We start from the raw sequence: 25,486 nt of genomic DNA on the forward strand, positions 1-25,486 counted from the left end.
ACATTCCGCTCTGGTGTGTTTTAGGTCTTGGCAGGATTTTGAGAGTGCGTTGCCGCGAGCAGCGTGCGCCCGATGAAATCCTTGGGGCCGGTGACCCCTGGCAAGGTGAAGAAATACCCGCCACCCACGGGCTTGAGGTACTCCTCCAGCGGCTCGCCGTTGAGCCGGGTTTGCACGCTGATAAAGCCTTTCTCCAGGTCAGCCTGGTAGCAGATGAACAACAAGCCCATGTCCAGTTGACCGTTTTTGTTGACGCCGTTGGAGTAGTTGAACGGCCGCCGCAGGATCAGGTTGGCCTGGGTCTGCGGGGTGCGTGGGTTGGCCAGGCGGATGTGGGCATCGAGCTTGGTCAACTTGCCTTCAGGGTCCTTGCTGTAGTCCGGGACCTGGGTTTCATGCTGGCCGTCCATGGGCGCGCCGGTGGGTTTGACGCGGCCGATGATGCTTTCCTGTTCTTGCAGCGGGGTGCGATCCCAGCGCTCGACAAAGTTACGGATGATGCGCACGGCCTGGTAACTGCCATGGGCGGCCCAGGCCGGTTCTTCGCTGGTGGGCTGTACCCAGACGATCTGGTCCATGGCCTTGTCATCGTTGGAATTGGGGTTGGCCGAGCCATCACGAAAGCCCAGGAAATTGCGCGCACTCTGCGCCGGCTCACCGGGTTTGGTCGGTGCCTGGGGCGGCACGCTGCCTTCTTGCTTCCAGCGCACCAGCAGCAGGTCGGGCAGGTTTTTGACGATGTCGCGCAGCGCGTGGATATTGGTGTCTGGCGTATTGGAGCTGAACTGCAGGCTCAGGTCGCCGTGGCACTGCGTCGGTTCCAGCGCATCGTTGGGAAAACCGACCATGCGGCTCAGGCGCTTGGGTTTGGCCGCCGCGAGGCCGAAGCGTTCGTCGAACAACGACTCGCCGACCGATACGGTAATGGTCAGGTTATCCGGCGTGACCACCGGGCCAAGGATGCCGGAATCGGTAGGCGGCAATTTCGGGTCGACCTGGGGCACGGTGCCGCCGGTCATCAGGAACGCGATGCGTTCGTTGAGGGTGCGGAACAGGCGTTCCAGGTCTTCGCGGTCGCTGGCCAGTACATCGAACGCCACGACCATGCCGCAGGCCGGGCGCGGGGTGACGATGCCGCTTTGGTGCTTGCCGAAAAACGCTTGGTGGTCCTGGGTCTTGTCGCTACGCGGGGCCGTGGTGACTTGCTCGGCCGCTGCCGCCATCGCCGGGCAGCTCAGGCTGCTGCCGGCAATCGCAGCGCCGGTGGCCGCCATGCCCAACAGGACGCGGCGACGTTGGAGGTCAAACTGTTCTGTATCACTCATGTGTGCGGTCGTCTTCACTGCAGGCCGGAAAGGCCAAGGGCGGGGTCGATTCCATCGAGTGCAACGGCCAGTGCCTTGGCCTTATCGGCGATCTGCTTGCGCTGATCGGCTGTAACCTTGTCGTAGGTTGGGTAGCGGTCATTCACCTTGAGCCCCTCGAGTTCGGTGTCGAAGGCGTTGAGCGCGCTGTCGATAGCGGGCAACAGGTCGGCGGCGGACTTGCCCAGTAACGGGCGCATCAGGTCGACCACTTTGCGGGCCACCTCAAGATTGGCGGCAAAGCCGTTCAAGTCGATGTGGCTGTAGCGTTCCTCTTCACCGCTCGCCGCGCGAACGTCTGCCAGGCTGTCGAGGTTGCGTACCACAATGCTCACCAGTTGCTCTGGTGGCAGGGACTGGGCCAGTAACTGTTGCTTGAGCGTGGTGACGTCGGTAACCAGGCGTTGGGCGACCGGCGCCAGGCCATCAAGGCTGTGTTGCTGGAACAGGCTGTATTCCAGGCGATGGAAGCCGCTGAAGGCGGGGTCTTGCTCGCGCTTTTCAAAGTAGTCGGCGCGGGCGTTGATCGCGTTATCCAATTCGGCCAGGCGCTGGGACGCCGGCGCCAGGCGCTGATACGCCTCACGGGCCGGCACATACAGTGCCTGTGCCTGGGCCAGATCACCGGCGGCGATGGCCTGTTGCAGGGCCGTCACGGCCTTGACCAGCGCACCGCCTTGGCCGCTCAGGTACACGCGAAACTCCGACAACGGGCCAATAAAGGCCACCATCGACGGCTTGGCCTTGGCCTGGGCGTCAGACTCTGCAGTGGGCGTAACATGCAAGGTGCCACGCGGGTTGCTCAACAGGCCACAGGTAATGGCGTAGTCACCGGGCAACAGGTTGGCATTGATCACCTGGCTCAGGCCCGGGGCAATATTCTCCCGTTCTTCGACCACCAGCACGCCGTCGAGGATTTCCCACTCCACCGCACGGTCGGAGCGGTTGATGATACGAAAGCTTGCGCGCCCGGCCGGCACGATGAGAGCGTTAGGCTCGCAGGCGTGACTGTGAATCGTGACCGCGATTTCATTGTGGTTGGTCTGGCGCTTGGTCGCGGCCAATTGCGAGGCGTAGTAGAACAGGCCACCGGCGGCGATCATCACCACCACCGAGCCGGCCACGCCCCAGCGCAAGGCGCGGGATGGCGGGGCCGATTGAGGGGTTGGGTTGGACAAGAGACGGTCCTTACTGGCTGGAAACGGAAGAGGTATTGGCAACGGGCTGGGTAGGGGCCGAGGGCAGGAAGAACATCACCAGGGCCACCACCAGGTAAATCAGATAGGCGCCCAGGGTGCTGACGGTCGGCGCCTCCTGGTAACCGAACATGCCGGCCAGTACCGAGCCGAGCGGGCTGTCCATGGGTAATGCAGCGCTGAAATCGAACAGCACGGTCTGCCAGTGGTTCCACACGCCGGCCTCGTGCAGGGCCTGCACCGAGTTGGCGAGAATGCCGGCCGCAACCACCAGGATGAACAGGCCAGTCCAGCGGAAAAATGCACCGAGGTTCAGGCGCATGCTGCCGGAATAAATCAGCAAGCCGACGACAATGGCCAGGACCAGGCCGAGCAGGGCGCCTATCGGAGCGCCTGGGCCTTCACTCTGCTGAAACACCGCCAACAGGAAGAACACCGTCTCCAGTCCTTCGCGGGCCACGGCAAAAAACACCATGGCGATCAGGGCAAACACCTGGTGCCTGGAGCCGGCCAACGCATGGTCGAGAGATTCATGCAGCGAGTGTTTAATCGAGCGCGCCACTTTGCGCATCCAGAACACCATGGAACTGAGAATACCCACGGCGACCAGGCCGACGACACCTTCAAACAATTCCTGCTGCTTTTGCGGGAACTCCGCACTGACCAATTCCAGGCCGCCGCCCACCAGCAGCGCCAGCGCGGCCGCCAGGAACACGCCGATCCACACTGCAGGCATCCACTGGCCACGCCCGGTCTGTTGCAGGTAACTGGCGATAATGCCAACGATCAATGCCGCTTCAATGCCTTCGCGCAGCATGATTAAAAAAGGAACGAGCATCGGGCACCCGGGCGCAACTAGTTAGGGAGCTAAGTTGTAACATAATGATACTCATTGCTAAACAAGAAATATTGACCTTTGCTGAACGTGGGCTGAACAGTGGTGGCGAAGCGCAACCGCCTTTATGATGCGGAGCAATCAGACCGCAGCCGGATAGCTCAACGCCCCATGTCGGAAAAAGACACCATCTCCATCCACCTCGTGCGCGAAGCGCTGTCGCAGAGTTGCGCGCCGGGAGCGGCCACCGTTGAGGCATTGAGCAAAGTCGGGATTGATCCGGCGTTGCTTGAGCAGCCTGACGCTCGCGTGGCGGCCACGGCCTATGCACGCCTGTGGCGCTTGCTGGCGCGGCGCAGGGACGATGAGTTTTTTGGCATGGACCCGCGCAAGCTCAAGTCCGGCAGCTTGGCGTTCCTGTGTCGCGCCGCCGTGGCGCAACCCAGCCTGGCAGCGGGCCTGGAAACCGGCCTGGGGTTTCTGTCGTTGATGCTGGAGCACATGCCAGCCCAGCTGGTGCGTCAACAGAGCCTGGCGGAGATCGTCCTGCTCGAACCTGAGCATGAACCCAAGCGTGCGTTTACCTACTTCACCTATTGGATGATCGTCCACGGCGTCGCCTGCTGGCTGGCAGGGCGGCGCATTCCGATCCTCGCCATCGAGTTGCGTTGCGCGCAGCCGGACTTCTGTGACGATTATCAGGTGATGTTTTCTGACAACCTGCGCTTTGATCGGCCACGCACTCGCATGATTTTTTCTGCCGACTGCCTGGACCTGCCGATCAAGCGCAGCCCGCAGGAGCTCCAACGTTTCCTGGCTCATGCACCGGCTAACATCCTGGTGAAATACCGCGACCCGGAAAGCCTCGCCACGCGCATCAAGCACGACTTGCGGCAGATGCCCCCCGACACCTGGCCGGAAACCGAGGGGCTTGCCGCCAGGTTATGTATTTCTGCGTCCACACTACGCCGCCGCCTGGCGGAAGAAGGGCAGACCTATCAGGGCCTCAAGGACAGCGTGCGCAAGGAACTGGCGATTGTGTGGTTGGCCGAGCCGCAGATCAGTTTTGCCGAGATCGCCACGCGGCTGGGGTTTGCCGATGCAAGTTCGTTCTACAAGGCCTTTCGTAAGTGGGTGGGATCGAATCCGGGGCATTACCGTAGCCTGATTCTGGGTGAGGCCAGCTAAATCCCACACGAAAAAAAGCCCCGCGACCGAATGGACCGCAGGGCTAAAAATTGGCTGGATGCGACCAACCAAAGGAGCTCTTTACCTCACTGGTTGCTGGCGACCACCGTATCCGGCTGCCAGCCACCACCCAAGGCCTTGTAGATCGCCACGATGCCGCGATACAGATCCACTTCGGCCTGGGCCTGGGAATCTTCGGCGGCCAGGCGTTCGCGCTGGGCGTCGAGCAGTACCAGGAAGTCCACGGTACCTTCGCGGTAGCGGATCGCCGCGAGGTCGGCGGCGGCGCGGCTGGATTCGCTTTGGCGGATCAGCGAGACCAGGCGTTGCTGGCGCTTGCCGTAATCGCTGAAGGCGTTCTCGGACTCTTCCAATGCCAGCAACACTTGCTGTTCATAGGTCGCCAACGCGCCCTCGGCTTCGGCATTCGCGCCACGCAGACGCGCACGCACGCTGCCCAGGTCAAACGCGGCCCACGTGATGCTCGGGCCCAGGGACCAGGCATTCGCCGCGGCGGAGCCGATCTGCGAACCGCGCCCGGCGGTGAAGCCGAGGAAACCGCTGAGGCTCACCCGTGGGAACAGGTCGGCCTTGGCCACGCCGATACGTGCGGTGGCGGCGGCCAGTTTGCGTTCGGCGCTGAGGATGTCCGGGCGTCGTTGCAGCAGTTGCCCCGGGTCGCCAATCGGCAACGCCTTGGCAATCGCTGGCAGGTCTTTCGGGCTCAGGTCCACGCTCAGTTTGTCGGGGCGCTGGCCGAGGAGGGTGGCGATGCGGTTGCGCTCGCGCACTTGTTCGGCCTGCAGTTGCGGCACGCTGGCTTCAACTGCTGCCAGGCGCGCGTCGGCACGTTCCACGTCGAGCTGATCACCGACGCCGGCATCACGCAGGCTGACGGTGATGGTGCGCGATTCCTGCTGGTTCTTCAGGTTGTCCAGGGCAATGCGTTCACGCAGTTGCGCTCCACGCAGTTGACCGTAGGCATCCACCAGTTCGGCAATCATGGTGACTTGCAGTTGGTACAGGTCGGCTTCGGCCACCTGTTGGTCGGCGTCGCTGGCTTCCAGGTTGCGGCGGATGCGCCCGAACAAATCCACTTCCCAGGCCATGTCCAGGCCCAGGTCGTAGCGCTCGCTGTTGACACGCTTGGTGGTCTGCCCGGGAATCTGGCCCTTGCCCACATCGCTGCTGGCGCGAGAGGTGACCACCGGCATGATGTCGTTGGCCGCGTCATCACGGATAGCCCGTGCCGCCCGCAGGCGGGCAAAGGCTACGCGCAAATCACGGTTGCCGCTCAGCGACTGGGTTACCAGCTGGTTGAGCGTGGGGTCTTCGAACTGCTGCCACCAGATGCCTTCGTACTTGGCATGGTCGTAGCTTTTGCTGTCGGCGGCGGCCGTGATATTGGCCGCCTCCAGTGGCTGGGTCTTGTAGTCCGGGCCTACGGCACAGGCGGCGAGCGCCAGCACCAACAGGCTCGGCAGGAATACTTTCACACTCATTGCTGTGTCTCCAGCTTCAAGGCCTTGGCCGCTTTGCGCGCTTCACTGCGCTCGACATAGCGACGGATCAGTACGTAGAACACTGGTGTCAGCAACAGACCGAAGAAGGTCACACCGATCATCCCGGAGAACACCGCCACGCCCATGGCATGGCGCATCTCGGCGCCGGCACCGCTGGAGAGCACCAACGGCACCACACCCATGATGAACGCGAACGAGGTCATCAGGATCGGCCGCAGACGCAGGCGGCAGGCTTCCAGTACTGCGGCGAGCGGGTCGAGGCCTTCCTGCTGTTTATCCTTGGCGAACTCGACGATCAGAATCGCGTTCTTGCACGCCAGGCCCACCAGTACGATCAGGCCGATCTGGGTGAAGATGTTGTTGTCGCCGCCCGAGATGATCACCCCGGTAATGGCCGACAGCAGTGTCATCGGTACGATCAGGATCACCGCCAGCGGCAGGCTCCAGCTTTCGTATTGGGCGGCGAGCACCAGGAACGCCAGCAGTACGCAGAGCGGGAATACGAACAGCGCGGTATTGCCCGAGAGGATTTGCTGATAGGTCAGGTCGGTCCACTCGTAGGTCATGCCGTTGGGCAGTTCATCTTTGAGCAGCTTTTCAATCGCGGCCTGGGCCTGGCCAGAGCTGTAGCCCGGCGCGGCGTTGCCGTTGATTTCTGCGGTGATGAAGCCGTTGTAGTGCATCACACGGTCCGGGCCCGAGGTGTCGCTGACCTTGATAAAGGTCGCCAGCGGGATCATCTCGCCTCTGTTATTGCGCACTTTCAATTGGCCGATCTGGTCGGAGTCCTGGCGGAACTGCTGCTCGGCCTGCACGTTGACCTGATAGGTACGCCCGAAACGGTTGAAGTCGTTGGCATACAACGAACCCAGGTAGACCTGCAGGGTGTCGAAGATGTCGCTGATCGCCACGCCGTGAGTCTTGGCCTTTTCGCGGTCGATGGCCGCGTCCACTTGCGGCACGTTCACCGTGTAGCTGGTGAACAGGCCGAACAGTTCAGGCACGCTGTGACTCTTGGCAATTACGTTCTGCACTTCTTTGTACAGCTCGTCATAGCCGAGGTTGCCACGGTCTTCGATCTGCAGGCGGAAGCCCCCGATGGTGCCCAGGCCTTGTACCGGCGGCGGCGGGAAGATCGCCATGTAGGCCTCTTCGATATTGGCATATTGGCCGTTCAGTGCACCGGCAATCGCACCGGCGGACATGCTCGGGTCTTTACGCTCATCGAACGGCTTCAAGGTCACGAACACGATGCCGCTGTTCGGGCTGTTGGTGAACCCGTTGATCGACAGGCCCGGGAAGGCAATTGCAGCTTCCACGCCAGGTTGTTTCAGGGCGATCTCCGACATGCGCTTCATCACGTTTTCGGTGCGGTCCAGGCTTGCGGCGTCGGGCAGTTGAGCGAAGGCCACCAGGTATTGCTTGTCCTGGGCCGGTACGAAACCGGTCGGCGTGTGGGCAAACCCGAAGAACGTCAGCACCATCAAACCTGCGTAGACGAACAAGGCAATACCGCTGCCGCGAATCACTCGGCGTACGGTGCCTACGTAGCCATGGCTGGCCTTTTCGAAAAAGCGGTTGAAGGGACGGAACAGCCAGCCCCCGAAGACCTTGTCGAGGAACTTGGAGAAACGGTCCTTTGGCGCGTCGTGGCCGCGCAGCAGCACAGCGGCCAGGGCAGGGGACAGGGTCAGGGAGTTGAACGCCGAGATCACGGTTGAGATCGCGATGGTCAAGGCGAACTGCTTGTAGAACTGCCCGGTCAAGCCACTGATAAAGGCGGCCGGAATGAACACCGCACACAGCACCAGCGCCGTGGCGATGATGGGGCCGGTCACTTCACTCATGGCTTTTTCGGTCGCCGGGAACGGCTCAAGCCCCAACTCGATATTACGCTCGACGTTTTCCACCACCACGATGGCGTCGTCCACCACAATACCGATCGCCAGCACCAGGCCAAACAATGACAGGGCATTGAGTGAGAACCCGAACAGGTGCATCACCGCAAAGGTACCGATCAATGAAACCGGCACCGCCACCAACGGGATGATCGAGGCGCGCCAGGTCTGCAGGAACAGGATCACCACCAGCACCACAAGGATCAGTGCTTCAAACAGGGTATGCACCACCGCTTCGATGGAGCCGCGTACAAAGATGGTCGGGTCATAGGCGATGCGATAATCCATGCCCGCCGGAAAGCTCTTTTTCAGCTCGGCCATCTTGCTGCGCACATCGTTGGAGATGTCGATGGCATTGGAGCCGGGACGCTGGAAAATCGGAATCGCAACGGCCGGCTGGTTATCGATCAGCGAGCGCAGCGCGTATTGGCTGGAGCCCAGTTCGACCCTGGCGATGTCCTTGAGGCGCGTGATTTCACCGTTGGCGCCGGCGCGAATCACGATGTTCTCGAACTCTTCTTCAGTGACCAGGCGGCCCTGGGTATTGACCGACAACTGGAAGCTGGTGTCACTCGGCGCAGGCTGGGCGCCCAGGGCACCGGCTGCCACCTGGCGGTTCTGCTCGCGGATCGCCGTGACCACATCGGTGGCGGTCAGGTTGCGCGAAGCGGTTTTGTTCGGGTCCAGCCACACGCGCAGGGAGTAGTCGCCCATGCCGAACAACTGCACGTCACCGACGCCGCCCAGGCGGGCCAGTTCATCCTTGATATTGAGGATCGCGTAGTTGGACAGGTACAGCATGTCATAACGCTGATCCGGGGAGGTCAAGTGCACCACCATGGTCAGGTCGGGGGAGGCCTTGTCCACGGTAATACCGATGCGTGTCACTTCCTCCGGCAGCTTGGGCTGGGTACGCGTCACACGGTTTTGCACCTGCACCTGCGCGTTGTCCAGGTCGGTGCCCAGGGCGAAGGTGATGGTCAGGGTCAGCTTGCCGTCGGCGGTAGATTGCGAGGACATGTACAGCATGTTCTCAACGCCAGTGATGGCTTGCTCCAACGGCGCGGCCACGGTTTCACCGATGACTTTGGGGTTGGCGCCCGGGAAGTTGGCGCGCACCACCACGGTCGGCGGTACCACTTCCGGGTATTCGCTGATCGGCAGTTGGAACAGCGAGATTGCACCGGCAATCAGGATCAACAGCGACAGCACCGCTGCGAAGATCGGCCGTGAAATGAAGAACTTGGAAAAATTCATCTTGAGTCGTATCCCTTAACCGCGTGGAGTCGCGACGCTTGCGAGCTTGGGCGCGGGTTTTTCCGGCGCCACTTGCTCCAGGTTGCTGGCTTCAAGCGCTTGTCGTTGTTGGGCCAAGGCGGCGAGGGTTTCCTTGCTGGCCATCGGAATGGTTTCCGGTGCGACCGGCGAGCCAGGGCGCACGCGTTGCAGGCCCTTGACGATCACGGTGTCATCCTTGGTCAGGCCGCTGCGCACGATGCGCAAGCCTTCGATTTTCGGCCCCAGTTCCACCGCGCGATAAGCCGGCTTGTCGCCGTCCATCACCAGCACGAATTTCTTGCCCAGGTCGGTGCCGACGGCTTCGTCATTGATCAACACCGCCGAATAGGTGCCGCTGCCGACCAGCTTCAAACGCGCATACAGGCCAGGGGTGTATTCGCCCTTGCTGTTGTCGAACACCGCGCGGCCACGGATGGTGCCGGTGGCCGGGTTGACCTGGTTGTCGACGAAGTTCATCTGGCCCAGGTGCGGGTTGCCGGTTTCGTTGGACAGGCCCAGGTACACCGGTGTGGTGGCGCCACGCCGGCCTTCACGGGCCAGTTCGGTGTACTTGAGGAATACACGCTCATCGGCGTCGAAGTAGGCGTAAACCTTGTCGGTGGAGACCACGCTGGTCAGCGCGGTGGTATCGGCGGTCACCAGGTTGCCGGCGGTGATTTCGGCACGGCTGACGCGGCCACTGATAGGCGAAGTGACACGGGTAAAGCTCAAGTTCAGGCGTGCCAGGTCCAACTGCGCCTGGATCCCGGCCATGGCGGCGCGGGCTTCCTGGGCGGCGGTGGTGCGCGAGTCGGCCAGTTCAGCGGAGATCGCGTTGCTCTGACGCAGGCGTTCGCCACGTTGCGCTTCGTTTTCGCTGCGGGTGGCGGCGGCTTTGGTCTGAGCCAGTTGAGCCTCCAGGCGGCGCACTTCGGCCTGGAACGGGCGCGGGTCGATCTGGAACAGCAGGTCGCCTTTCTTGACCAAAGCGCCTTCAGTAAAAGCGACTTGGTCAATCTGGCCGGACACCCGCGGACGAATCTGCACGGTTTCCGGCGCTTCAAGGCGCCCGGTGAACTCGTCCCACTCGTTGACCGGCTGTTCCAGCACCTTGGCCACGCTGACCTTGGCTGGGGGCATGGCGGCCGCTTGTTCGGGAGACTTGCCGCACGCGCTCATCACCACCACGGCCAAGATCGCCAAGGGGAAGCGCAAAAGTTTGAGTGACTGTTCCATGAGGTGCATCCGCCAATGTATTTGAGATGGGCGGATCATGCGCGGGGAGGTGCTAGGTCACGAATCGAATGAAGCAAAGGTAACTATCATTCGGAATGATATAAGCGCGGAGGCAGCCCTCTAGCATGGGGGTTTTGTTAGGGAGCTATCAATGTGATTGATGACAAAAGACTGTTGCCCAGGGTGCAAGGAACTTTCGCAGCAACGCGTGGGCGCATCACGGCGCCTCGAACGCATCGCCCAGAAAGTCGATCAAGGACCGCACCGACGGCATCAGCCCGCGCCTAGAGGGGAACACGGCGGTGATCACGCCTTCAGCGGGTTGCCATTCAGGCAATACGGCAATCAGGCGGCCATCGGCCAACTCGTCTTTCACGACGACTTGGGGCAGGTTGGCGATGCCCACGCCCGCCAGTGCTGCATTTTTCAGGGTCGACATGTCATCACTGACCAGGCGCGGCGTGTGCGCGACCTGGGCCGTCGCGCCGTCCGGCCCGGTCAGGTCCCACAGGTATTGAAGCAACGGGTTGCCCCAATGGATAGTCGCCAGCCCGGCAAGGTCAGCCGGTAGCGAGGGCAGGGGAGCGTCCTGCAAAAAAGTCGCGCTCGCCACCAGTACCTGAGGACTTTTAGCCAGTACCTTCATGACCAGCTCACTGCTTTCCAGCGGTGGGAAACACAGGTTCAAGGCCATGTCATAGCCTTCGCTGATGATGTCGACCTTGCGGTTGAAGCTCTTCACGTTCAGTTCGACGCTGGCGCATTGCGCCATGAATTGGGCGAGCATCGGCGCCACCCAGTAGTTGAGCAATGCGGTGGTGCAGCTCAGGCGGATCACGCCCCGCGGCTCTGATTTGTTGAAGGCAATCACATCTTCCGCTGACTCGGCTTCGGCAATCATCGCCACGCAATGGCGGTAATAGGCATGGCCGATATCGCTCACCTGGAATTGGCGCGTCGAACGCTGTATCAGCCGTGCCCCCAGCCTGGCTTCAAGCTGGCTGACCCTGCGGCTCAAGGTCGATTTGGGCAGGTTCAACGCTCGACCCGCCGCCGCAAACCCGCCGTGCTCGACCACCTTGGCGTAGAGGAAGAGTTCGTTGAGGTCGAACATGGGCAGTGTTCCATTTTTGAGATGCCCAAGCTTAATCCAAATCAGCCCTCACGTTGAGCGAATGTCAGCGCACTACTGATCAATGCGTCAGTTCAGCGTATGACTGATATCCCGCAGGCGCGCGTCGCTCAGGTTGCCGGTGGATGCCAACAGGTGCAACTGGGCCATCAGGATCGCATAACGTTGTTGGGCCAGGCGTTGCTGGGTATCGGTGACTTTTTGTTGGGCATCCAGCACGTCGGTGTTGATGCGGGAACCGGCTTCGAAGCCGTGGGTCACGGCGGCAAGGTTGATCTGGCTAGAGTTCAAGGCCTGCTTGAGTGCCTGGTATTGGCTCATGCCGTTGGTGACTTGCAGGTAAGCCTGGCGCGCCTTCAGCCCGGCGTTGCGACGTGCATCTTCGACTTCGTCCGCCGCCTTGCTTTGCAGTGCATGGGCTTCGCGCACGCGACTGCTGGTGCGGCCGCCGCTGTAGAGAGGAACGCTCAGTTTGACCCCGACCACGGTCTGGTTATAGCGGTTTTCCGGCAACGTCACATCGTAGACATCACCGCCGACAGAGGCGAAGCGGCCATGGGCGGCGATCAGATCCAGGGTCGGCAAATGGCCGGCCCGTTCCTTGTCGATGTCCATTTCGGCCAGGCGCTGGGCAATCTGCGCCGCCTGTACGGCAAGGTTGCCTTGTTGCGCGGTCGTGGCCCAATCATCGATGGCAGCGGGCACCGGGGCACTGAACTGTGGCTCTTTGCCTGACCACGGGCCTGCCTGTGCGGCAGTTAATTGGGTGAGCGTTTCGTTGGCAATGTCCAGTGCGCCACGGGCGGCCACCTGTTCGGCGAATGCCTGGTCGTACTTGGCCTGCACCTGGGCGAGCGCATTAGCGGTGGTGGCGCCGTCGGCCAGCAGTCGCTGGCTGCGCGTCTGGCTCTCGCGCAAGGTTTGTAGCTGTTGCGTGCGGGTGTTCAACAGTTCCTGATTGAGCAGTACGTCGAAATAAGCGCGGGCGACGCGCAGCATCAGCGCTTGGCGCGCCTGTTCGGTGTGCAGTTCACTGGCGCTGATCAACAGTTTGCTTTGGTCGTGTGCGATCACATTCTGCCAACGCAGCAGCGGCTGTGTGAGGACCACGGCGTAGGCGTTGGTGTTATTGCGATTGCGATGATAGTCGGAGGAATCCTCGGCATCGACCCAGGCCGCGCCGCCGGTGACAGACAGGTCCGGTAGCAGGTTGGCACGGCTTTGCGGTTCCTTTTCTGCCGTGGCCAATTGCTGGGCCTGGGCGGCGGCGAACTGCATGTCGTGGGTCAACGCCTTCTGGTACAGCTGGTACAAGTCATCTGCCAACACCTGAGTGGGCGCGCAGGCGAGTGCCAGCCAATACAGCGGCATGAGCAGCGGGGTGGTGTTCAGATGCAGGCCTGGAATACGCAAGGGGTGTGCTCCACTGAAAGATTTATCGACTGATGTGGCTTCTGCGCATCATCAGCACCATGGGAATCCCGATGGCCATCACCGCTCCCAAGGTGCCGAACAGCATGCTGAACGCCAGCATTTGCCCTTGTTCGCGCGCTTGCAGGTAAGGCATCAGGGCCAGGGCTTGTTGATGGCTCGCCAAGCCCAGGGAAAGAAACAACGGGTCGCTTTCCACACCTCCCCAGCCACTGGCCACCAGGCTCGATTCGGTGACATGCTCGGAGAGCAGGCGGTAGCGTTCCCAGGAGAACCGTGTGAGCAAGGTGGCTGCGATGGCGATGCCCACGCTGCCCCCCAACTGGCGCATCAGGTTGAGTACGCCTGAGGCGCCGGAGATCAATGTCAGCGGCAGGCGACGCATCGCCAGGTTGGTCAGCGGCACGAAGATCATGCCCAGCCCCAGGCCGCGGATCACCAAGGGCCAGTACAGCGAGTCGGGGTTACTGTCGAGAGTGAACTGGGTGTGCAGGAACATCGCATAGCAGTACATGACAATGCCCAGGGTGACGAACACACGCTCGTCGATCTTGTTTTCCTGGGACAGCTTGCCGATCACCAAGGTGCTGATGGCGCTGGCCACCGCCCCGGGGAAAATCACCAACCCGCTCTGGTAAGCGCTCTGCGCCAGCAGGGTCTGCAAGAACAGCGGCACCATGAACAACGTGCTGTACAGCCCGAAGCCCACGCAGAACGCGCAGATGCACCCCATCAGGAACTCGCGGTTCTGGAACAGCGCGACGTTGACGATCGGGTTGGCCACACGCCGCTCCCACCAGAAGAAACCCACCAGGCTGAAGCTGCTGAGCAACAGGCAGGCCACGGTCCAGTCGGACGCCATCCAGTCCCAGTGCTCGCCGCGCTCCAGCAGGATCTGCAGGCTGCCCACGCCCAGCGCCAGCAAACAAAAGCCGCTGTAGTCGACACTGGAAGGTTTTTGTTCGTTGGGCGAGTCGTTGATGCACAGCCAGCACAACAACAAGGCCACGGCACCGATCGGCAAGTTGATCAGGAAGATCCAATGCCACGACAACGTGTCGATCAGGTAGCCGCCGACGGTCGGACCCAAGGTGGGCCCCATCATCACGCCCACGCCGTAAAGCGCCATGCCGCTGCTGACCTTTTCCTTGGGGAACACGTCGTAGATGATTGCCTGGGAAATCCCCAGCAACCCGCCGCCCGCCAGGCCTTGCAGCACCCGGAACGCGACCAGTTGCCAAAGTTCGGCAGACATCGCGCAACCCAACGATGCCAGCACGAACAGCGCGGTAGAGACCAGGTAATAAGTCCGCCGGCCGAACCACGCCGACAGCCAGCCACTGACCGGCAGAATCACCACGTTGGCCACCACATAACCGGTGGAGACCCAGGAGATTTCATCCACCGACGCCCCGTAGGTGCCCATCAGGCTGGGAATCGCTACGTTGACGATGGTGACATCGAGCAGCTCCATCATCGACACCAGCGTGACGGTCAGCGCAATCAGATAAGGCGACTTCATAGCGTGTGGCCGGCGTCGTCAGGTGCGGCCACTTCGACAAACGCGCTCATGCCCGGGCTCAACAGCGGCTTGTAGTCATCCGGCACATCGTGGAGCGCGATGCGCACCTGCACGCGCTGCACCACCTTGGTGAAGTTGCCCGTGGCATTCTCCTGGGGCAGCAATGAGAACTTGGCTCCGGTAGCCGGTGCCAGGCTTTCGACGACGCCGTCGAAGGCGTGCCCGGGGAAGGCGTCCACGGTGACGCGGGCAGTCTGGCCCACGCGCACGCGGCCCACCTGGGTCTCCTTGAAGTTGGCGGTAATCCACAGTGCGTCGGTGGCGATCAGGCTCATGAGCTTTTGGCCAGCGACCACAAACTGGCCGGGTTCCACCTCTTTTTTCGAGACAATGCTGCGCATCGGCGCGGTCTGGCGGGTGTCGTTGAGCTGGATCCTGGATTGTTCCAGCTCCGCTTGCGCGGCCGCGATCCGATAGTCCTGCACCTTGAGTTCGGCTTTGTTGGCCAAGGTACTTTGAGCGGCGGCCTGGGCGTTGCTGCGCGCCACTCCCTGGGCGTGGCTGAGGGCGTCGAAACGCGCCTTGGCCACTTCCAGGTCCTGGGTGCTCAGCACGCCTTGGGCGCCGAGGCGACGGGCACGCTGGTAGTCGTTGCGCGCTTGCTCAAGGTTGGCGCTTGCTTGAGCCAGGGCCGCCTGCGCGGCCTCGCGCATGGCCACCGCGCCGAGCACCTGACTGTCCAGCGCGCCCGGCACGCCTGCGCGCCCGGCGGCGGCGAGCAATGCTTGCCACTGTGCTTCGCGCTGCTGCAACTGATAGCGGTACTCGCTGTCGCGGATCTGAAACAGCAGGTCGCCGCTTTGTACCCTGACGTTGTCCACCACCGGCACACTGATCACCACGCCCGAAAGCTTGGCTCGTACCGGGATGATCACCCCGTCGAGCTCGGCGTTGTCGGTACTCACGTAGGTGCTGGAATACTGCCAGCGCTGCCAGCCCAGTATCAGCAACCCGCCGACCACGACGCCGCACAGCGTCAGTTTTATCAACTTGCCTTTGGTCATGTGGTACTCCCTGTCGATGCGCGTTGAGGTCAAGCAGGCTCAGAAACGGTGTGGACCTCCCGTGCAGGACGGCTCACCGTCGGCTGAGCCTTGTCCAGCAGGAACTGATGCACGCCATTCCACAGGTCAATCCGTGAGCTGATTGCGGTTTTCGCACTCTCGACCATGTGCAGGTGTTGCGCGGGGCTGGTGACGATTTCGGCGATGATGCGTTTGGCCGCCGGGCCGTGATCGTCACCATCCATCTCGATGTGGCGCTTCAAGTAATACGTGAGCATCGGTACATCGCTTTCACTGACCGACCATTGCGACAGCAGGCGACCAAACATGTCGGGGATAATGTCTTCACGCCCGAAGAAGAAGTACGCCAGGACCGCTTCGGTGCTGCCGTGTTGTGCAACATCGAGGGTCTGGCACATGAACACTTTGGCGGCCGTCGGAATCTGCGCGTCGTTGAGCGCCTTAGCCAGAGGCACCTTGGCCTGGATGGCGGCCAGGAAGCGGCGGAATACGCTGCTGTCGGCGCCGATTTCATCCATGGCGGCGAGGTACAGGTCCAGGTGGCTGATAAAACCGCCCTCGGGGTGCTCGTCGGTCTCTTCACCCACCACGATTTCGTTGATCAGGCGCGCGGCGGTGATGTGGACCGGCGGTACCCAGGGCAACTCCACGCACGTGAGGTCGCGCTGGATACGCTTGAGCAAGGTCATGAAGTCCCAGACGGCGAACACGTGAAACTCCATCAGGGTGCGTACATCTTCTACGCTGCGGATACTGCCGAACAGTGGGTGACTGAACAGCTGTTCGCGCTCGGTTTCAATGTGGCTGTCGATATCAAAAGGCATGCGTGCTCCTGCGGCCTGAAGGGTCAGGCCCAAAATCCATCGGAAATTAAGGGTGTGTGTCGTTTACCGTGTTTGTACGATAAGGATGGCGACCGGTGGCGTACCGGAAGGAGCGCACAAAGTGCTTTTCCAGCAGGTATTGCCGGCTTTCGTACCATCCCGCTTCCAGCAGTTGACGGTGTACCTTGGGCAGTCGCCAGCAAGGCACCGCGGGGTAAAAATGATGTTCCAGGTGAAAGTTCGAGCCCGCGTGCAGCCAGGTGTTGAGACGCGAAGTGCGTGAACGCGCTGGCGGCAACAGATGGCCTGTGTCGAAAGCATGTTCCTGATAAGCGTTGACCGCCGACAGCAGGAACGCCACCGCCAGGCTCAAGGAAAACCCCAACAACAGGCCGTCGACTAGCCAGATAGCCAGCCCATACAGGCTGAGCCATACAACCTGGCAGGCGATATTGCAGCGGGCCAGCCATTGCACTTGCGCCGAACTCAACGGCAGCGCCGAAGGATTGACCAATGGCCCGAACGCCAGGCGCCAGGTGGTCTGCAGATAACGCAGGGTGGCAATCAAGCGCGACAGGGTGATGCGGCTCGCCAGTGTGTGATAACGCGAAAAGAGCTGGTAGTCTGGGTCTTTCGCGCTGTTGCTGTACCGGTGGTGTTGCCAATGGTCGACGAAGTAACCGGTCACACAGAACCCCGGCAGCAGCGAACTGGTAGCAATGCCCAGGTAGCAACTGCGCATGGGGTTCCCGCTCAGGTTGAAGTGGAAGCCTTCATGCCCAAGGATCGCTTGCAGAAATAACCCATATCCCGCCAATACCACCAATGGCAAACACACCAGCGTCCACAGGGTGGAGGCTGTGTTGGCCACCCACACAAACAGCGCGAGTGGCAGCAGGTACAGGCTCAAGGCGTAGGCGATGATCAGCAAGGATTCCCCCGACCGAGCCTTGAACAAGGCACGGTCGAGGCGGACCTGGGGCTTGGGGTGCAGATGGCTGGCCATTGGCGAGGGCTTACTCGATCAGTTCAGGGTTGAGCACCAGATGACCGCCACGCGTGAGCGTACGCAGGCGCATGGCGATAAAGGCATCGACCACGCTCGGCACGCTGCGCGCGGTGTACATGGCCAGCGTGCCCATGAACGTCAGCCCCCGGTTGCGCAGGCCATTTTTCTGGCAGGCGCGCACCAGGCCGTTCGCGGCGGCATCCAGTTTTTCTTCCAGGGACAGCAGGGTCTTGTCACCCCACTTGAAGGTCACCAGGCGTTTGACCGACAGGCCCACACGCTGCGCGGGCAAGTGGATCGCCGTGTCGATGAACCCCGGGTACACCGTGACCACGTCAAGCTCCCCGCGATACTGCATGCGCAGCACATCCGAATAAGCGCTCAGCGCCCGTTTGCTCGCAGCATAGGCGGCCACGTAGGGCGCATTCACCAGCGCGAACAATGAGGACACGTTGACCACTTTGCCGCGCTTTCGCAGTAGCCCCGGCAGGAACCCCGAAGTCAGTTGCCAAGGCGCGAACAGGTTGACGTCCACTGCGCGGGTCACCTCATCGGTGACCCCGGTTTCGCCGCGTTCCAGTGTCAGGGTGCCGGCGTTATTGACCAGAATGTCGATGTCGCCGAAATCGGTGCTGATAGCGCTGATCACGTTGGCCACGGCGTGGCGGTCACACAGGTCGACTTGATAAAACGCGTCCAGCAGGCCGCTGTCTTGCGGTGCGAGGATATCGAGGCCAATCACGGTGGCGCCCAGTCGCTTGAGCTTGCTGGCCGCGGCGAAACCCAGGCCGCGCGCGGTACCGGTGATAACAATGGTTTTTCCGAGCAGGTTCATGAGTGCGCTCCGGTCATGCTGAAGGTTGATGCGGACAGGTAGGTGTCAAGGTTGGTCGCCATCGAGATCCTGGCCGGTGGATGAAATTGCAAGCCGCGGCAGGCCATCAGTCCGTTGGAACTCAGGTTGCTGGTGATGAACGCCATCCCGCCCAACATGGCGTGGGCCTGGTCGGAGAGCTGGGCAAGCCGTTGCTCAATGCCATAACGCACCAGCAGCAGACGGGCCAACACGTTAGGCAAGTCCTGCGGGTTGCGCTCGATATCCAGGGCCGCGCCTTCCAGGGCACTGATCGCCAATTGCAGGTCGGCTGCCAGGTCCACGCGGTGATGCGCGGTCCAGCGAGCGGCGTCTGTGACCGACTCGATCAGGCTGGCGCAGGCACCCACATAAGATGCGCAGATCAACAGTTCGAACCAGATGAAACCCACGGTTTGCACGTCGCCCAGTTGGTGCGTGTAACCGGCGGAAAACACCATGCGCTCGGGCACCAGCACTTCGTTGAGGCGTACTTCGATGCTTTCTGCGCCGGCCAGGGCGCTGTTCTGCCAGAAAGGATTACGGCTGATGCCCGCTGCAGTGGCCGGAATCAATGCGACCATCAGCTCTTCGCCACCAGGGGTTTGGCGGATATAGCTGGCGGTGAGCAAGTCCATCGACTGCCCAAGGCAGCAGGGCTTCTTGCTGCCGCTGAGTAACACCCCGTCTGGGGTGTGCACTGCCTGCATGGCCGAGTCGAGAATCCCCGCTCCGGAGGTGCCCTCGGCAAACCCCGAAGACAGCAGCAAGCGGTTTTGCGCGACGGCGGCCAGCAACAGGCCTTCGGCGCCGCCGCCGTTTTGCGTGAGTGCCAATAGGCTCGCCACGGAAAACTGGTGCATGGTGCTGGCCACCGCCAGCGAGGGCGAGCGGGCGCCCAGGGCGATCTGCACATGCACCGCGTCAAGGATGTTCGCGCCCAGCCCGCCGGCTTCACGGTTGACCAGCAAACCTACCGGGCCATGTTGCTTGAACAGGGCGATGACCTCGCTCTGTGGCGCTTCGCGCTGGGCACTCGGAATGGCCGCCAAACGCTCGTCAAAACCCGGGGCGTAGCGTTCAAGCAAATCGCGTGAGCGATTGAGTAACGACAGTGACATGGTTCAGGCCTTCAAGTAGCTCGCCGGAAACAGGCCGGTGATGATCGAGTGGATGTTGTCCCGGATAGCTTGTTTAGCCACAGGGTCGAGCATGTCCGCGAGCATCGGCAGGCCCAGGTCGAAGCGTGATTTAAAGGTGATGATCGCGTCTTTGCCATCCGGCAAGACGTGCCAGGTGCCGGAGAAGTGATCGACGTCGCCGGCCATCTGCTCGAAATGAATCTCTCGGGTGTCGGCATTGAAGGTGTCACGCTCCTGCCACTTGAGAATGCCGCTGTGGAAGTTGACCTCCCAGGACGTGAACGACACCTGGTCGCTGACCTTGTTGATGCTGATATTGCGCACCGATTCGCAGAGCTCGACGTAGTTGCTGAAATCGCTGATCACCGCAAATACTTCATCAGCGCAGGCATGGGGGATATGGGCCTGCACGTTGACTTCTTGCATGGGGGAAAACTCCATTTAAAGGGATGGCATCGAAGTGGTCAGCGCCTGGGCGAAGCCTTCGATCAGCCAGTTGCAATCCTGGGCCGTCAGCAGTGGCGACGGCGTGAGCCTTAGCACCCGATGATCATTGAGCGAGTGGCACACAATGATGCGTCGCTCGATCAGCGCCATGACCATGTTGGCGGCGATTGAGGCCTCGGCGAATTCAAAGCCCAGCAGCAAGCCCGCGCTGCGCAGTTGCACGCGTTCGGCCAAGCCCTGTTGCTGCAACAGCGCGCTGAAGCGGGCGTGCAGGTCCTGGCCGAGCAGCCGGGCACGCGTGACCAGGTCTTCTTGCACCATCACTTGCAACGTGGCCTGCACAGCCGCCATGGCCAGCGGGTTGGCGCCGAAGGTCGAGGTATGGACCGTAGGGTTGCGATTGAACGGCGCATAGATCTCGGCGCGGGCCACCATGGCGCTCACCGGTACGCAGCCGCCGGACAGGCTTTTACCCACCAGCATGATGTCGGGCACCACCTGTTCCTGATCGCAGCCCCACCAATAGCCGGTGCGGCCCAGGCCAGACTGGATTTCGTCGATAATCAGCACGGCGCCATATTGATCGCACAGTTCGCGTACGCGCCTGAGGTAGCCGGATGGGGGCAGGATCACCCCCGCTTCGGCCTGGATCGGTTCGAGGATCACACAGGCCTTGTCCGGCGATGCGCGCAGTTGCTGCTCCAGCGCGACGCTGTCGCCAAACGGCACGAACTCGCTGTTGCTGAGCAACCCGCTGAAAGGCTCTCGGTAGCTCTCGCGGCCAGTGACCGCGAGGGCGCCGAGGGTCTTGCCGTGGAAGCCTCCGAGCGTCGACAGCGTGCGGCGGCAACCGTTGAGGCGGGCGAGTTTCAAGCCGGCTTCGGTGGCCTCGGCGCCCGAGTTGCAAAAAAACACATAGTCCAGGTCACCCGGGCACAGTGCGGCCAGAGCGTGGGCAGCAAAGGCCTGTTGCGGGTTGAGCAACAACTTGCTGGCCAAAGCGTTTTGCTGCAGTTGCCGAGTAACCGCTTCCACGACGACCGGGTGGCCGTGCCCGAGGAAAAACACGCCATAGCCGCCTGCATCCAAGTATTGGCGGCCTTGCTCGTCGTAGATGTAGACGCCACGGCTGGACTGCTCGATTGGCAGGTTCATCAGCGACGCGAGGCGTGCGTAGCCTGAGTTGACGTGCTGGCGCAGGTATTGGTCGACCTGTGCGGCGTCGAGAGTAGGTTCGATAACAGTGTGGTTCATGCCACGCTCGCTTCTGTGGGCGTTGTCACCGGCTGCTTGAGCATGCGCGTCAGAGCCCCCAGCTTGGGCGCCAGGTGGTTGAGCGAGAGCAGCAACTCACGGCTGACATCGCGTTGGCTGAATGCCGGCTCGCCGAGTAACTGCGGCAATGAAGTGGGCAGTGGCGTGCGCAGGCAGGCATAGCGGCACAACTGGGTGGCACGGGTCAGGGCGGCCTGGATATTGCCGCTCAGCGCCGGTAGAAATACCGGGCGGATCAACCGTTCATAAATGTCCGGCGCCATGCAGCGTGGCCGTGTGAAGGGTTGTTTCTGGGTGTCCATGGACTGGCACATCAGGTCCAGCAGACCCGTCAGATCCAGGGCCTGTGGGCCGCTGGTGAGAAAATAGTCGTCGCCGATCAAACGCTGGTGCAGCGCGTTGGCGATCGCTCGCGCCGCGACGTCACGGGCGATCAGGTCGACATAGCCAGCAGGCGGGCAGGGCACGATGGGCAGCACGCCAGACATCATCAGCCCCATGGTCATATGGAAACCCTGGAAGTTGGGCATATGCCCGGTGCTGGCGTCGCCGATGATGATGGACGGACGAAAGATCGACACGTCGATGCCGGCCGAGCGCACCAGGGTTTCGGCCTGGCGCTTGGCGACTTCGTAAGGCGTTTCTGCTTGTACGCCTTCGTAATAGTCGCAGGGGTGAGTAAAGGCGGTGCTGATGTGATACAGCGGCACCTTGGCTTGCTGCACAAAGGCCACGACGTTTTCGGTGCCGAGGTAGTTAACCGAAAAAATCTGGTCGATATCACCGTCCAGGCGCGTCACCGCCGCGGCGTGGATCACCCAGTCGACACGCTCAACCAGCGCCGCATAAACGTCGCTGGCCAAGCCCAGGTCAGCGCTGCAAATATCACCCTTGAGCACTTCCACTCGGGGATCGCGGATACGGCTTTTGCGCGCCAGGCAGACCAAGTGAAAGTCCTCTGCCAGGCAGTCGATCAGTGACTCACCGAGCACCCCTGAGCCTCCAGTGAGAAGGACGGTTAATTTTTGCTGTGCTGACATGTAGGGCGCATCCTGCGGATTCATCGAAAGAATTCATGGTGCGTTTCGCCGAATCGCAGGCACAGGTGCCCCGGGCGAACACTCTTCTATTCACTTTCGGTGGCGCTGAGGTGCTCTGGGAGCCGGTGCTCAGCGCTTAACGTGGTCGCGAATAAGATGCGATTGATATTGGCGTTTTGATATCAGCGCGTCTTGAACGAAACGCTTGTCTTACGCAAAACCTCGGCGGCGGTGCGCGGCGTCATGCCAATCATGCGGCGCATCATGCGAGCCAGATGCGCCTGGTCGGAGAAGCCGCCGTCGGCAGCGGCGTCCGACAACGTCGACCCACCGGCGAGGGATTTGGAGGCGCGCTCCAATTTGTTCCAGATGATCCATTGGGAGAGGGAAACACCCATCTGGTGGGTGGCGACGCAGCGCAAGCGCGGGCTGGACAACCCCACCGCTTGGGCTGCGCGACTGACGCAACCAGGGCCGTCGCGGTCAAGGCGCAAAATATTCAGCGCTTTGTAGAGCCTGTGGTCGATCGGCGGGGTAATTGCCAGCAGCCGCGAGAGGGCGTCGACAAAGTGCGACAGGGACGTGCTACGGCGAAAACACTCCAGCAGTTCGTCACTGGCCAGGGCGATGCCATCGTCTTGCAGCAACGCATTGAGCGCACGGCCCAACGCCGTGTCCGGGCTGACATACAAAAATGCCACCGGATGACTTTCGGCCACGGCACGGTGTTCGACGTTGGGACCGATGATCACGCCTGCCGCACGGATCACTTTTCCCGGCAGCTCCAGGGTGGCGGGTTGGCCTACGCCGATGCACAGTTGGATGGCGACATGGGAGTGAGCAGTGTTTTGATCCGCACGGCCAATGTAACCGGCCCATGAGTCGCCAAAAGTAACGCTGCCATCCCACATTTGAAGTCTTCCTTGACGTGTTGGGTGATTGTTCGACGCGTGCAGGGTAGGCCTGCGCGGGTCTGGATTCAAGCGTGGGTTACCGACATAACGCCGCACGCATGCCTGACTTTCGACGCTTAGAGGCTATCGGGTCGCCAAAGGAGCCCGCTTTGCTCTGCAAAAACGCTTTGACCTGGGGGAGCTGTGAATTGGGCATGGGATCAATCGCTGGCATAATGCCTGTTTTTCCCGCAAGGACGCACGGACGCCATGTTAAAACCAGGCCTGCCTTCTTTTGTTTTTCTTCACCCTCACGGGCTGTCGGAGCCTGCTTCGACCTGCTGATTACGATTTCCTCCACGTTGGCTTTCGCTGCATGGGGCTTGCCGGTATAGAGCCCTTCAACCGAGACAACTTGCCCGTGGTGATTGTGCCAATTTAACCGCCCCCTGAGGGCCCTCCTGAATGCGTACCTGCGGGTGCACAAGTGCGTAAGCGCACCCTGTTCTGGTGGCTGCTGGGAGTGGGCGCGGTCATTGCCCTGACGTGTGGGGGCTGGTGGTGGGTATAGCCGGTATCCACCGTTCTTCTTTTCGTGTTTGAACCCCGTAATAAACAAGTACACCGTCAAGAGCAATTGAGCCCGTGCGTACACTGCCCCGAGCGCACCCGGCATTCGGTGGGATAAAGACAGTTCAAGCACGATAGGATCTATACCCAAATGCTCGTGTGCAATGGTCCTGTAGGGCACGAAAGCCATGGGCCGTCATGTTGTACTCCGGCCAGATGCGCTGAAAAGACTTGAGCATAGAGGTCGGGTTTATGGGACGTCCCGGATAGACCGGAGAGACGAACACCCAGCCTTTGCCTACTGACTGCGCAACCGTTGGATTTAGACAGACGACGATGGACTGAAACAACCACTAACGTATTGTTATGAAAAGGTTTTATGGGATTTAGTGGAATCCCATTACAGGCTATCCGGATCCCCGAAAAACATTTTGACTGGGCTCTAGGACCGTATTTTCAGGCGGAAAAAATTCAAATGTGCCCCCAATTTTGCCCCCAGTGCATCAGGTTCGCGAGTGGCGATTCCCCGCAGGAGCCAGATGGATTCAGATGGCTTTCAGTAGTTCATAAGTGCGGGGGAGGGGCGCATACTGCCTACCTCTCAGTCGGGACTGACCAGCGGCGTTGGATGGGGCTGTCTACAGTGCTGCGTATCTTTCAGTCCGACGCTGACCGACCTAAGAACAATTGGATATTTATACAGCTGTTACGTAAACTCCGACGATTTTCACCAAAAATTGTCTCCGATGTTGTTTACCGGCCCCGTCAATCACGCTAACTTGCGGTAACGCTGGCACAGTGCCGCTATCGGTCATCCCTGACTAGATCTCACTCGCGCGCACAACTGCTCAGCTGGTGCCTACCCTCTTAATCAGGGCGGGATCATTGATCGCGCGCAGCAACCGCAAGAGGATTCTGCGGTTTAGTGTTTGTAGGAAGTGTTATGGATGGCGTGAGCTTCAAGCAGGTAGACCAGTATGCCCTGTGTTGTGTCGAGAATTTTTCTGATGAGCTTAAGCTCGCGCTGAGGGAAAACCTCACCCGTATATGCCATGGTGCTGATCAGGCCAGCAAGGACAGGGCGATCTACAAATACCCAGCGACAATTAAGCACTTCTGGAACGAGCGTTATTCCAAGAAACCTTGGGAAATCCGGATTGGTATGCTAGGTGAGCTCCTGTCTCACGTCATCATTCTGAAGCTCTTCCCCGACTTCGATGTGGTCTCACCGTTCTTCAATATGGAAGAGAAAAGTATCAGGAAGGGCTTCGATCTCCTCCTATACGAGACCTCAACCAACAACGTCTGGATCACCGAGGTTAAGTCGGGCGGCAGAGGGGCGGCCAAGACGTCTTGCTCGGCCACAAGTGCGCAATTGCGTTTGGCTCGGGATGACCTCAAGAGGCGTTTGGCTGAGCCGGAGCTCAATCACTGGCTCAACGCGATCAATGCAGCGAAAAATGCGATCCACAACAAAGCTAATTACCGGGACTCGGTTATTGAGATCTTGGAGATGGAAGGTGATTTGGCTGAAGAGGACGGGGCGAGCGCTTCGGACAACAATGTGTTTCTGGTCTCTGCCCTGTTCAGCGAAGTGTCCCAGGCTATCGCCGAAAATACCGTGTCAAATTTCACCACCAAGCTGGTAGCTGAAGCTGTGTTCAAAACGGTGTGGGTGCTGTCCCTCCACAAAGGCACCATGGAAAAGCTGGAAGAGTTCTTGAGGCAGGAGGCGGAGCAGTAGC

Annotated in this window: 20 protein-coding genes and 1 pseudogene; 2 read left to right on the top strand and 19 right to left on the bottom strand. The window is 60.9% G+C overall.

The annotated features are described in order from the left end of the window. Window positions 1–20: 20 nt before the first annotated feature. The 3 genes from efeB to efeU are packed head-to-tail and all read right to left on the bottom strand — an operon-like array spanning window position 21 to window position 3,398. Window positions 21–1,325 carry an iron uptake transporter deferrochelatase/peroxidase subunit gene (gene efeB / locus BT199_RS11885; RefSeq protein WP_072434673.1) on the bottom strand — a complete coding sequence of 435 codons (1,305 nt, stop codon included), beginning with the start codon at window positions 1,323–1,325 and terminating at the stop codon, window positions 21–23. A gap of 14 nt (window positions 1,326–1,339) precedes the next feature. After that, window positions 1,340–2,542, bottom strand: a complete 1,203-nt coding sequence (gene efeO, locus BT199_RS11890; RefSeq protein ID WP_072434534.1) for an iron uptake system protein EfeO — start codon at window positions 2,540–2,542, stop codon at window positions 1,340–1,342. Between the two features lie 10 nt (window positions 2,543–2,552). Further along, window positions 2,553–3,398, bottom strand: a complete 846-nt coding sequence (gene efeU / locus BT199_RS11895) for an iron uptake transporter permease EfeU (protein ID WP_014718373.1) — start codon at window positions 3,396–3,398, stop codon at window positions 2,553–2,555. A gap of 168 nt (window positions 3,399–3,566) precedes the next feature. Between efeU and BT199_RS11900 the strand changes: the two genes are divergently transcribed. Beyond that, window positions 3,567–4,583: an AraC family transcriptional regulator gene (locus BT199_RS11900; RefSeq protein WP_072434535.1), complete on the top strand. Its 1,017-nt coding sequence runs from the start codon at window positions 3,567–3,569 to the stop codon at window positions 4,581–4,583. An 86-nt stretch (window positions 4,584–4,669) separates the two neighbouring features. Here the strand turns inward: BT199_RS11900 and BT199_RS11905 are convergent, their stop codons facing one another. From BT199_RS11905 to BT199_RS27460, 16 genes and pseudogenes are all read right to left on the bottom strand, one after another. Further along, window positions 4,670–6,085 carry an efflux transporter outer membrane subunit gene (locus tag BT199_RS11905; RefSeq protein ID WP_072434536.1) on the bottom strand — a complete coding sequence of 472 codons (1,416 nt, stop codon included), beginning with the start codon at window positions 6,083–6,085 and terminating at the stop codon, window positions 4,670–4,672. After that, window positions 6,082–9,261: an efflux RND transporter permease subunit gene (locus BT199_RS11910; RefSeq protein ID WP_003191086.1), complete on the bottom strand. Its 3,180-nt coding sequence runs from the start codon at window positions 9,259–9,261 to the stop codon at window positions 6,082–6,084. The genes BT199_RS11905 and BT199_RS11910 overlap by 4 nt, the downstream gene beginning before the upstream one ends. 15 nt (window positions 9,262–9,276) lie before the next feature. After that, entirely contained in the window at window positions 9,277–10,518 is a 1,242-nt protein-coding gene (gene mexE, locus BT199_RS11915) for a multidrug efflux RND transporter periplasmic adaptor subunit MexE (protein ID WP_019820113.1), read from the bottom strand. A gap of 217 nt (window positions 10,519–10,735) precedes the next feature. Next, the gene (locus tag BT199_RS11920; RefSeq protein ID WP_072434537.1) at window positions 10,736–11,632 is read right to left on the bottom strand and encodes a LysR substrate-binding domain-containing protein; all 897 of its coding nucleotides are present in this window, start codon (window positions 11,630–11,632) and stop codon (window positions 10,736–10,738) included. Between the two features lie 87 nt (window positions 11,633–11,719). Then, entirely contained in the window at window positions 11,720–13,063 is a 1,344-nt protein-coding gene (locus BT199_RS11925) for a TolC family outer membrane protein (RefSeq protein ID WP_014718378.1), read from the bottom strand. Between the two features lie 22 nt (window positions 13,064–13,085). After that, window positions 13,086–14,603, bottom strand: coding sequence for a DHA2 family efflux MFS transporter permease subunit (locus BT199_RS11930; RefSeq protein ID WP_072434538.1), 1,518 nt, complete (start codon window positions 14,601–14,603; stop codon window positions 13,086–13,088). Continuing rightward, window positions 14,600–15,667, bottom strand: coding sequence for an HlyD family secretion protein (locus BT199_RS11935; RefSeq protein ID WP_014718380.1), 1,068 nt, complete (start codon window positions 15,665–15,667; stop codon window positions 14,600–14,602). The genes BT199_RS11930 and BT199_RS11935 overlap by 4 nt, the downstream gene beginning before the upstream one ends. A gap of 29 nt (window positions 15,668–15,696) precedes the next feature. Further along, a complete protein-coding gene (locus tag BT199_RS11940; RefSeq protein WP_072434539.1) occupies window positions 15,697–16,512 on the bottom strand; it encodes a DUF3050 domain-containing protein in 816 nt (271 codons plus the stop codon). A 46-nt stretch (window positions 16,513–16,558) separates the two neighbouring features. Then, the gene (locus BT199_RS11945; protein WP_072434540.1) at window positions 16,559–17,518 is read right to left on the bottom strand and encodes a fatty acid desaturase family protein; all 960 of its coding nucleotides are present in this window, start codon (window positions 17,516–17,518) and stop codon (window positions 16,559–16,561) included. 10 nt (window positions 17,519–17,528) lie between these two features. Further along, entirely contained in the window at window positions 17,529–18,356 is an 828-nt protein-coding gene (locus BT199_RS11950) for an SDR family NAD(P)-dependent oxidoreductase (RefSeq protein ID WP_014718383.1), read from the bottom strand. Then, entirely contained in the window at window positions 18,353–19,495 is a 1,143-nt protein-coding gene (locus BT199_RS11955; RefSeq protein WP_014718384.1) for an acyl-CoA dehydrogenase family protein, read from the bottom strand. Before BT199_RS11955 ends, BT199_RS11950 begins: the two co-directional genes overlap by 4 nt. 3 nt (window positions 19,496–19,498) lie before the next feature. Beyond that, entirely contained in the window at window positions 19,499–19,942 is a 444-nt protein-coding gene (locus tag BT199_RS11960; RefSeq protein ID WP_019820107.1) for a type II toxin-antitoxin system RatA family toxin, read from the bottom strand. 15 nt (window positions 19,943–19,957) lie between these two features. After that, window positions 19,958–21,217, bottom strand: coding sequence for an aspartate aminotransferase family protein (locus BT199_RS11965; RefSeq protein ID WP_072434541.1), 1,260 nt, complete (start codon window positions 21,215–21,217; stop codon window positions 19,958–19,960). Then, a complete protein-coding gene (locus BT199_RS11970) occupies window positions 21,214–22,278 on the bottom strand; it encodes an SDR family oxidoreductase (protein ID WP_072434674.1) in 1,065 nt (354 codons plus the stop codon). Before BT199_RS11970 ends, BT199_RS11965 begins: the two co-directional genes overlap by 4 nt. 182 nt (window positions 22,279–22,460) lie before the next feature. After that, window positions 22,461–23,189 carry an AraC family transcriptional regulator gene (locus tag BT199_RS11975; protein ID WP_019820103.1) on the bottom strand — a complete coding sequence of 243 codons (729 nt, stop codon included), beginning with the start codon at window positions 23,187–23,189 and terminating at the stop codon, window positions 22,461–22,463. A 613-nt stretch (window positions 23,190–23,802) separates the two neighbouring features. Further along, a pseudogene (locus BT199_RS27460) lies at window positions 23,803–24,040 on the bottom strand (integrase); the annotation flags it as partial. Window positions 24,041–24,684: 644 nt separating this feature from the next. Between BT199_RS27460 and BT199_RS11985 the strand changes: the two are divergent. Further along, on the top strand, window positions 24,685–25,485 hold the full coding sequence (locus BT199_RS11985) for a Hachiman antiphage defense system protein HamA (RefSeq protein ID WP_072434542.1): 801 nt from the start codon (window positions 24,685–24,687) through the stop codon (window positions 25,483–25,485). Window position 25,486 lies beyond the last annotated feature (1 nt).

Source organism: Pseudomonas sp. NFR02 (genome assembly GCF_900119375.1).
In the GTDB taxonomy this organism is placed as follows: domain Bacteria; phylum Pseudomonadota; class Gammaproteobacteria; order Pseudomonadales; family Pseudomonadaceae; genus Aquipseudomonas; species Aquipseudomonas paracarnis.

Bases quoted from the DNA above. Each gene is read 5' to 3' on its own strand.
- mexE (WP_019820113.1), bottom strand. From the start codon at position 10,518: ATGGAACAGTCACTCAAACTTTTGCGCTTCCCCTTGGCGATCTTGGCC.
- BT199_RS11930 (WP_072434538.1), bottom strand. From the start codon at position 14,603: ATGAAGTCGCCTTATCTGATTGCGCTGACCGTCACGCTGGTGTCGATG.
- BT199_RS11910 (WP_003191086.1), bottom strand. From the start codon at position 9,261: ATGAATTTTTCCAAGTTCTTCATTTCACGGCCGATCTTCGCAGCGGTG.
- BT199_RS11935 (WP_014718380.1), bottom strand. From the start codon at position 15,667: ATGACCAAAGGCAAGTTGATAAAACTGACGCTGTGCGGCGTCGTGGTC.
- BT199_RS11945 (WP_072434540.1), bottom strand. From the start codon at position 17,518: ATGGCCAGCCATCTGCACCCCAAGCCCCAGGTCCGCCTCGACCGTGCC.
- BT199_RS11955 (WP_014718384.1), bottom strand. From the start codon at position 19,495: ATGTCACTGTCGTTACTCAATCGCTCACGCGATTTGCTTGAACGCTAC.
- efeB (WP_072434673.1), bottom strand. From the start codon at position 1,325: ATGAGTGATACAGAACAGTTTGACCTCCAACGTCGCCGCGTCCTGTTG.
- BT199_RS11975 (WP_019820103.1), bottom strand. From the start codon at position 23,189: ATGTGGGATGGCAGCGTTACTTTTGGCGACTCATGGGCCGGTTACATT.
- efeU (WP_014718373.1), bottom strand. From the start codon at position 3,398: ATGCTCGTTCCTTTTTTAATCATGCTGCGCGAAGGCATTGAAGCGGCA.
- BT199_RS11905 (WP_072434536.1), bottom strand. From the start codon at position 6,085: ATGAGTGTGAAAGTATTCCTGCCGAGCCTGTTGGTGCTGGCGCTCGCC.
- BT199_RS11965 (WP_072434541.1), bottom strand. From the start codon at position 21,217: ATGAACCACACTGTTATCGAACCTACTCTCGACGCCGCACAGGTCGAC.
- BT199_RS11970 (WP_072434674.1), bottom strand. From the start codon at position 22,278: ATGTCAGCACAGCAAAAATTAACCGTCCTTCTCACTGGAGGCTCAGGG.
- BT199_RS11985 (WP_072434542.1), top strand. From the start codon at position 24,685: ATGGATGGCGTGAGCTTCAAGCAGGTAGACCAGTATGCCCTGTGTTGT.
- BT199_RS11900 (WP_072434535.1), top strand. From the start codon at position 3,567: ATGTCGGAAAAAGACACCATCTCCATCCACCTCGTGCGCGAAGCGCTG.
- BT199_RS11940 (WP_072434539.1), bottom strand. From the start codon at position 16,512: ATGCCTTTTGATATCGACAGCCACATTGAAACCGAGCGCGAACAGCTG.
- BT199_RS11950 (WP_014718383.1), bottom strand. From the start codon at position 18,356: ATGAACCTGCTCGGAAAAACCATTGTTATCACCGGTACCGCGCGCGGC.
- BT199_RS11920 (WP_072434537.1), bottom strand. From the start codon at position 11,632: ATGTTCGACCTCAACGAACTCTTCCTCTACGCCAAGGTGGTCGAGCAC.
- BT199_RS11960 (WP_019820107.1), bottom strand. From the start codon at position 19,942: ATGCAAGAAGTCAACGTGCAGGCCCATATCCCCCATGCCTGCGCTGAT.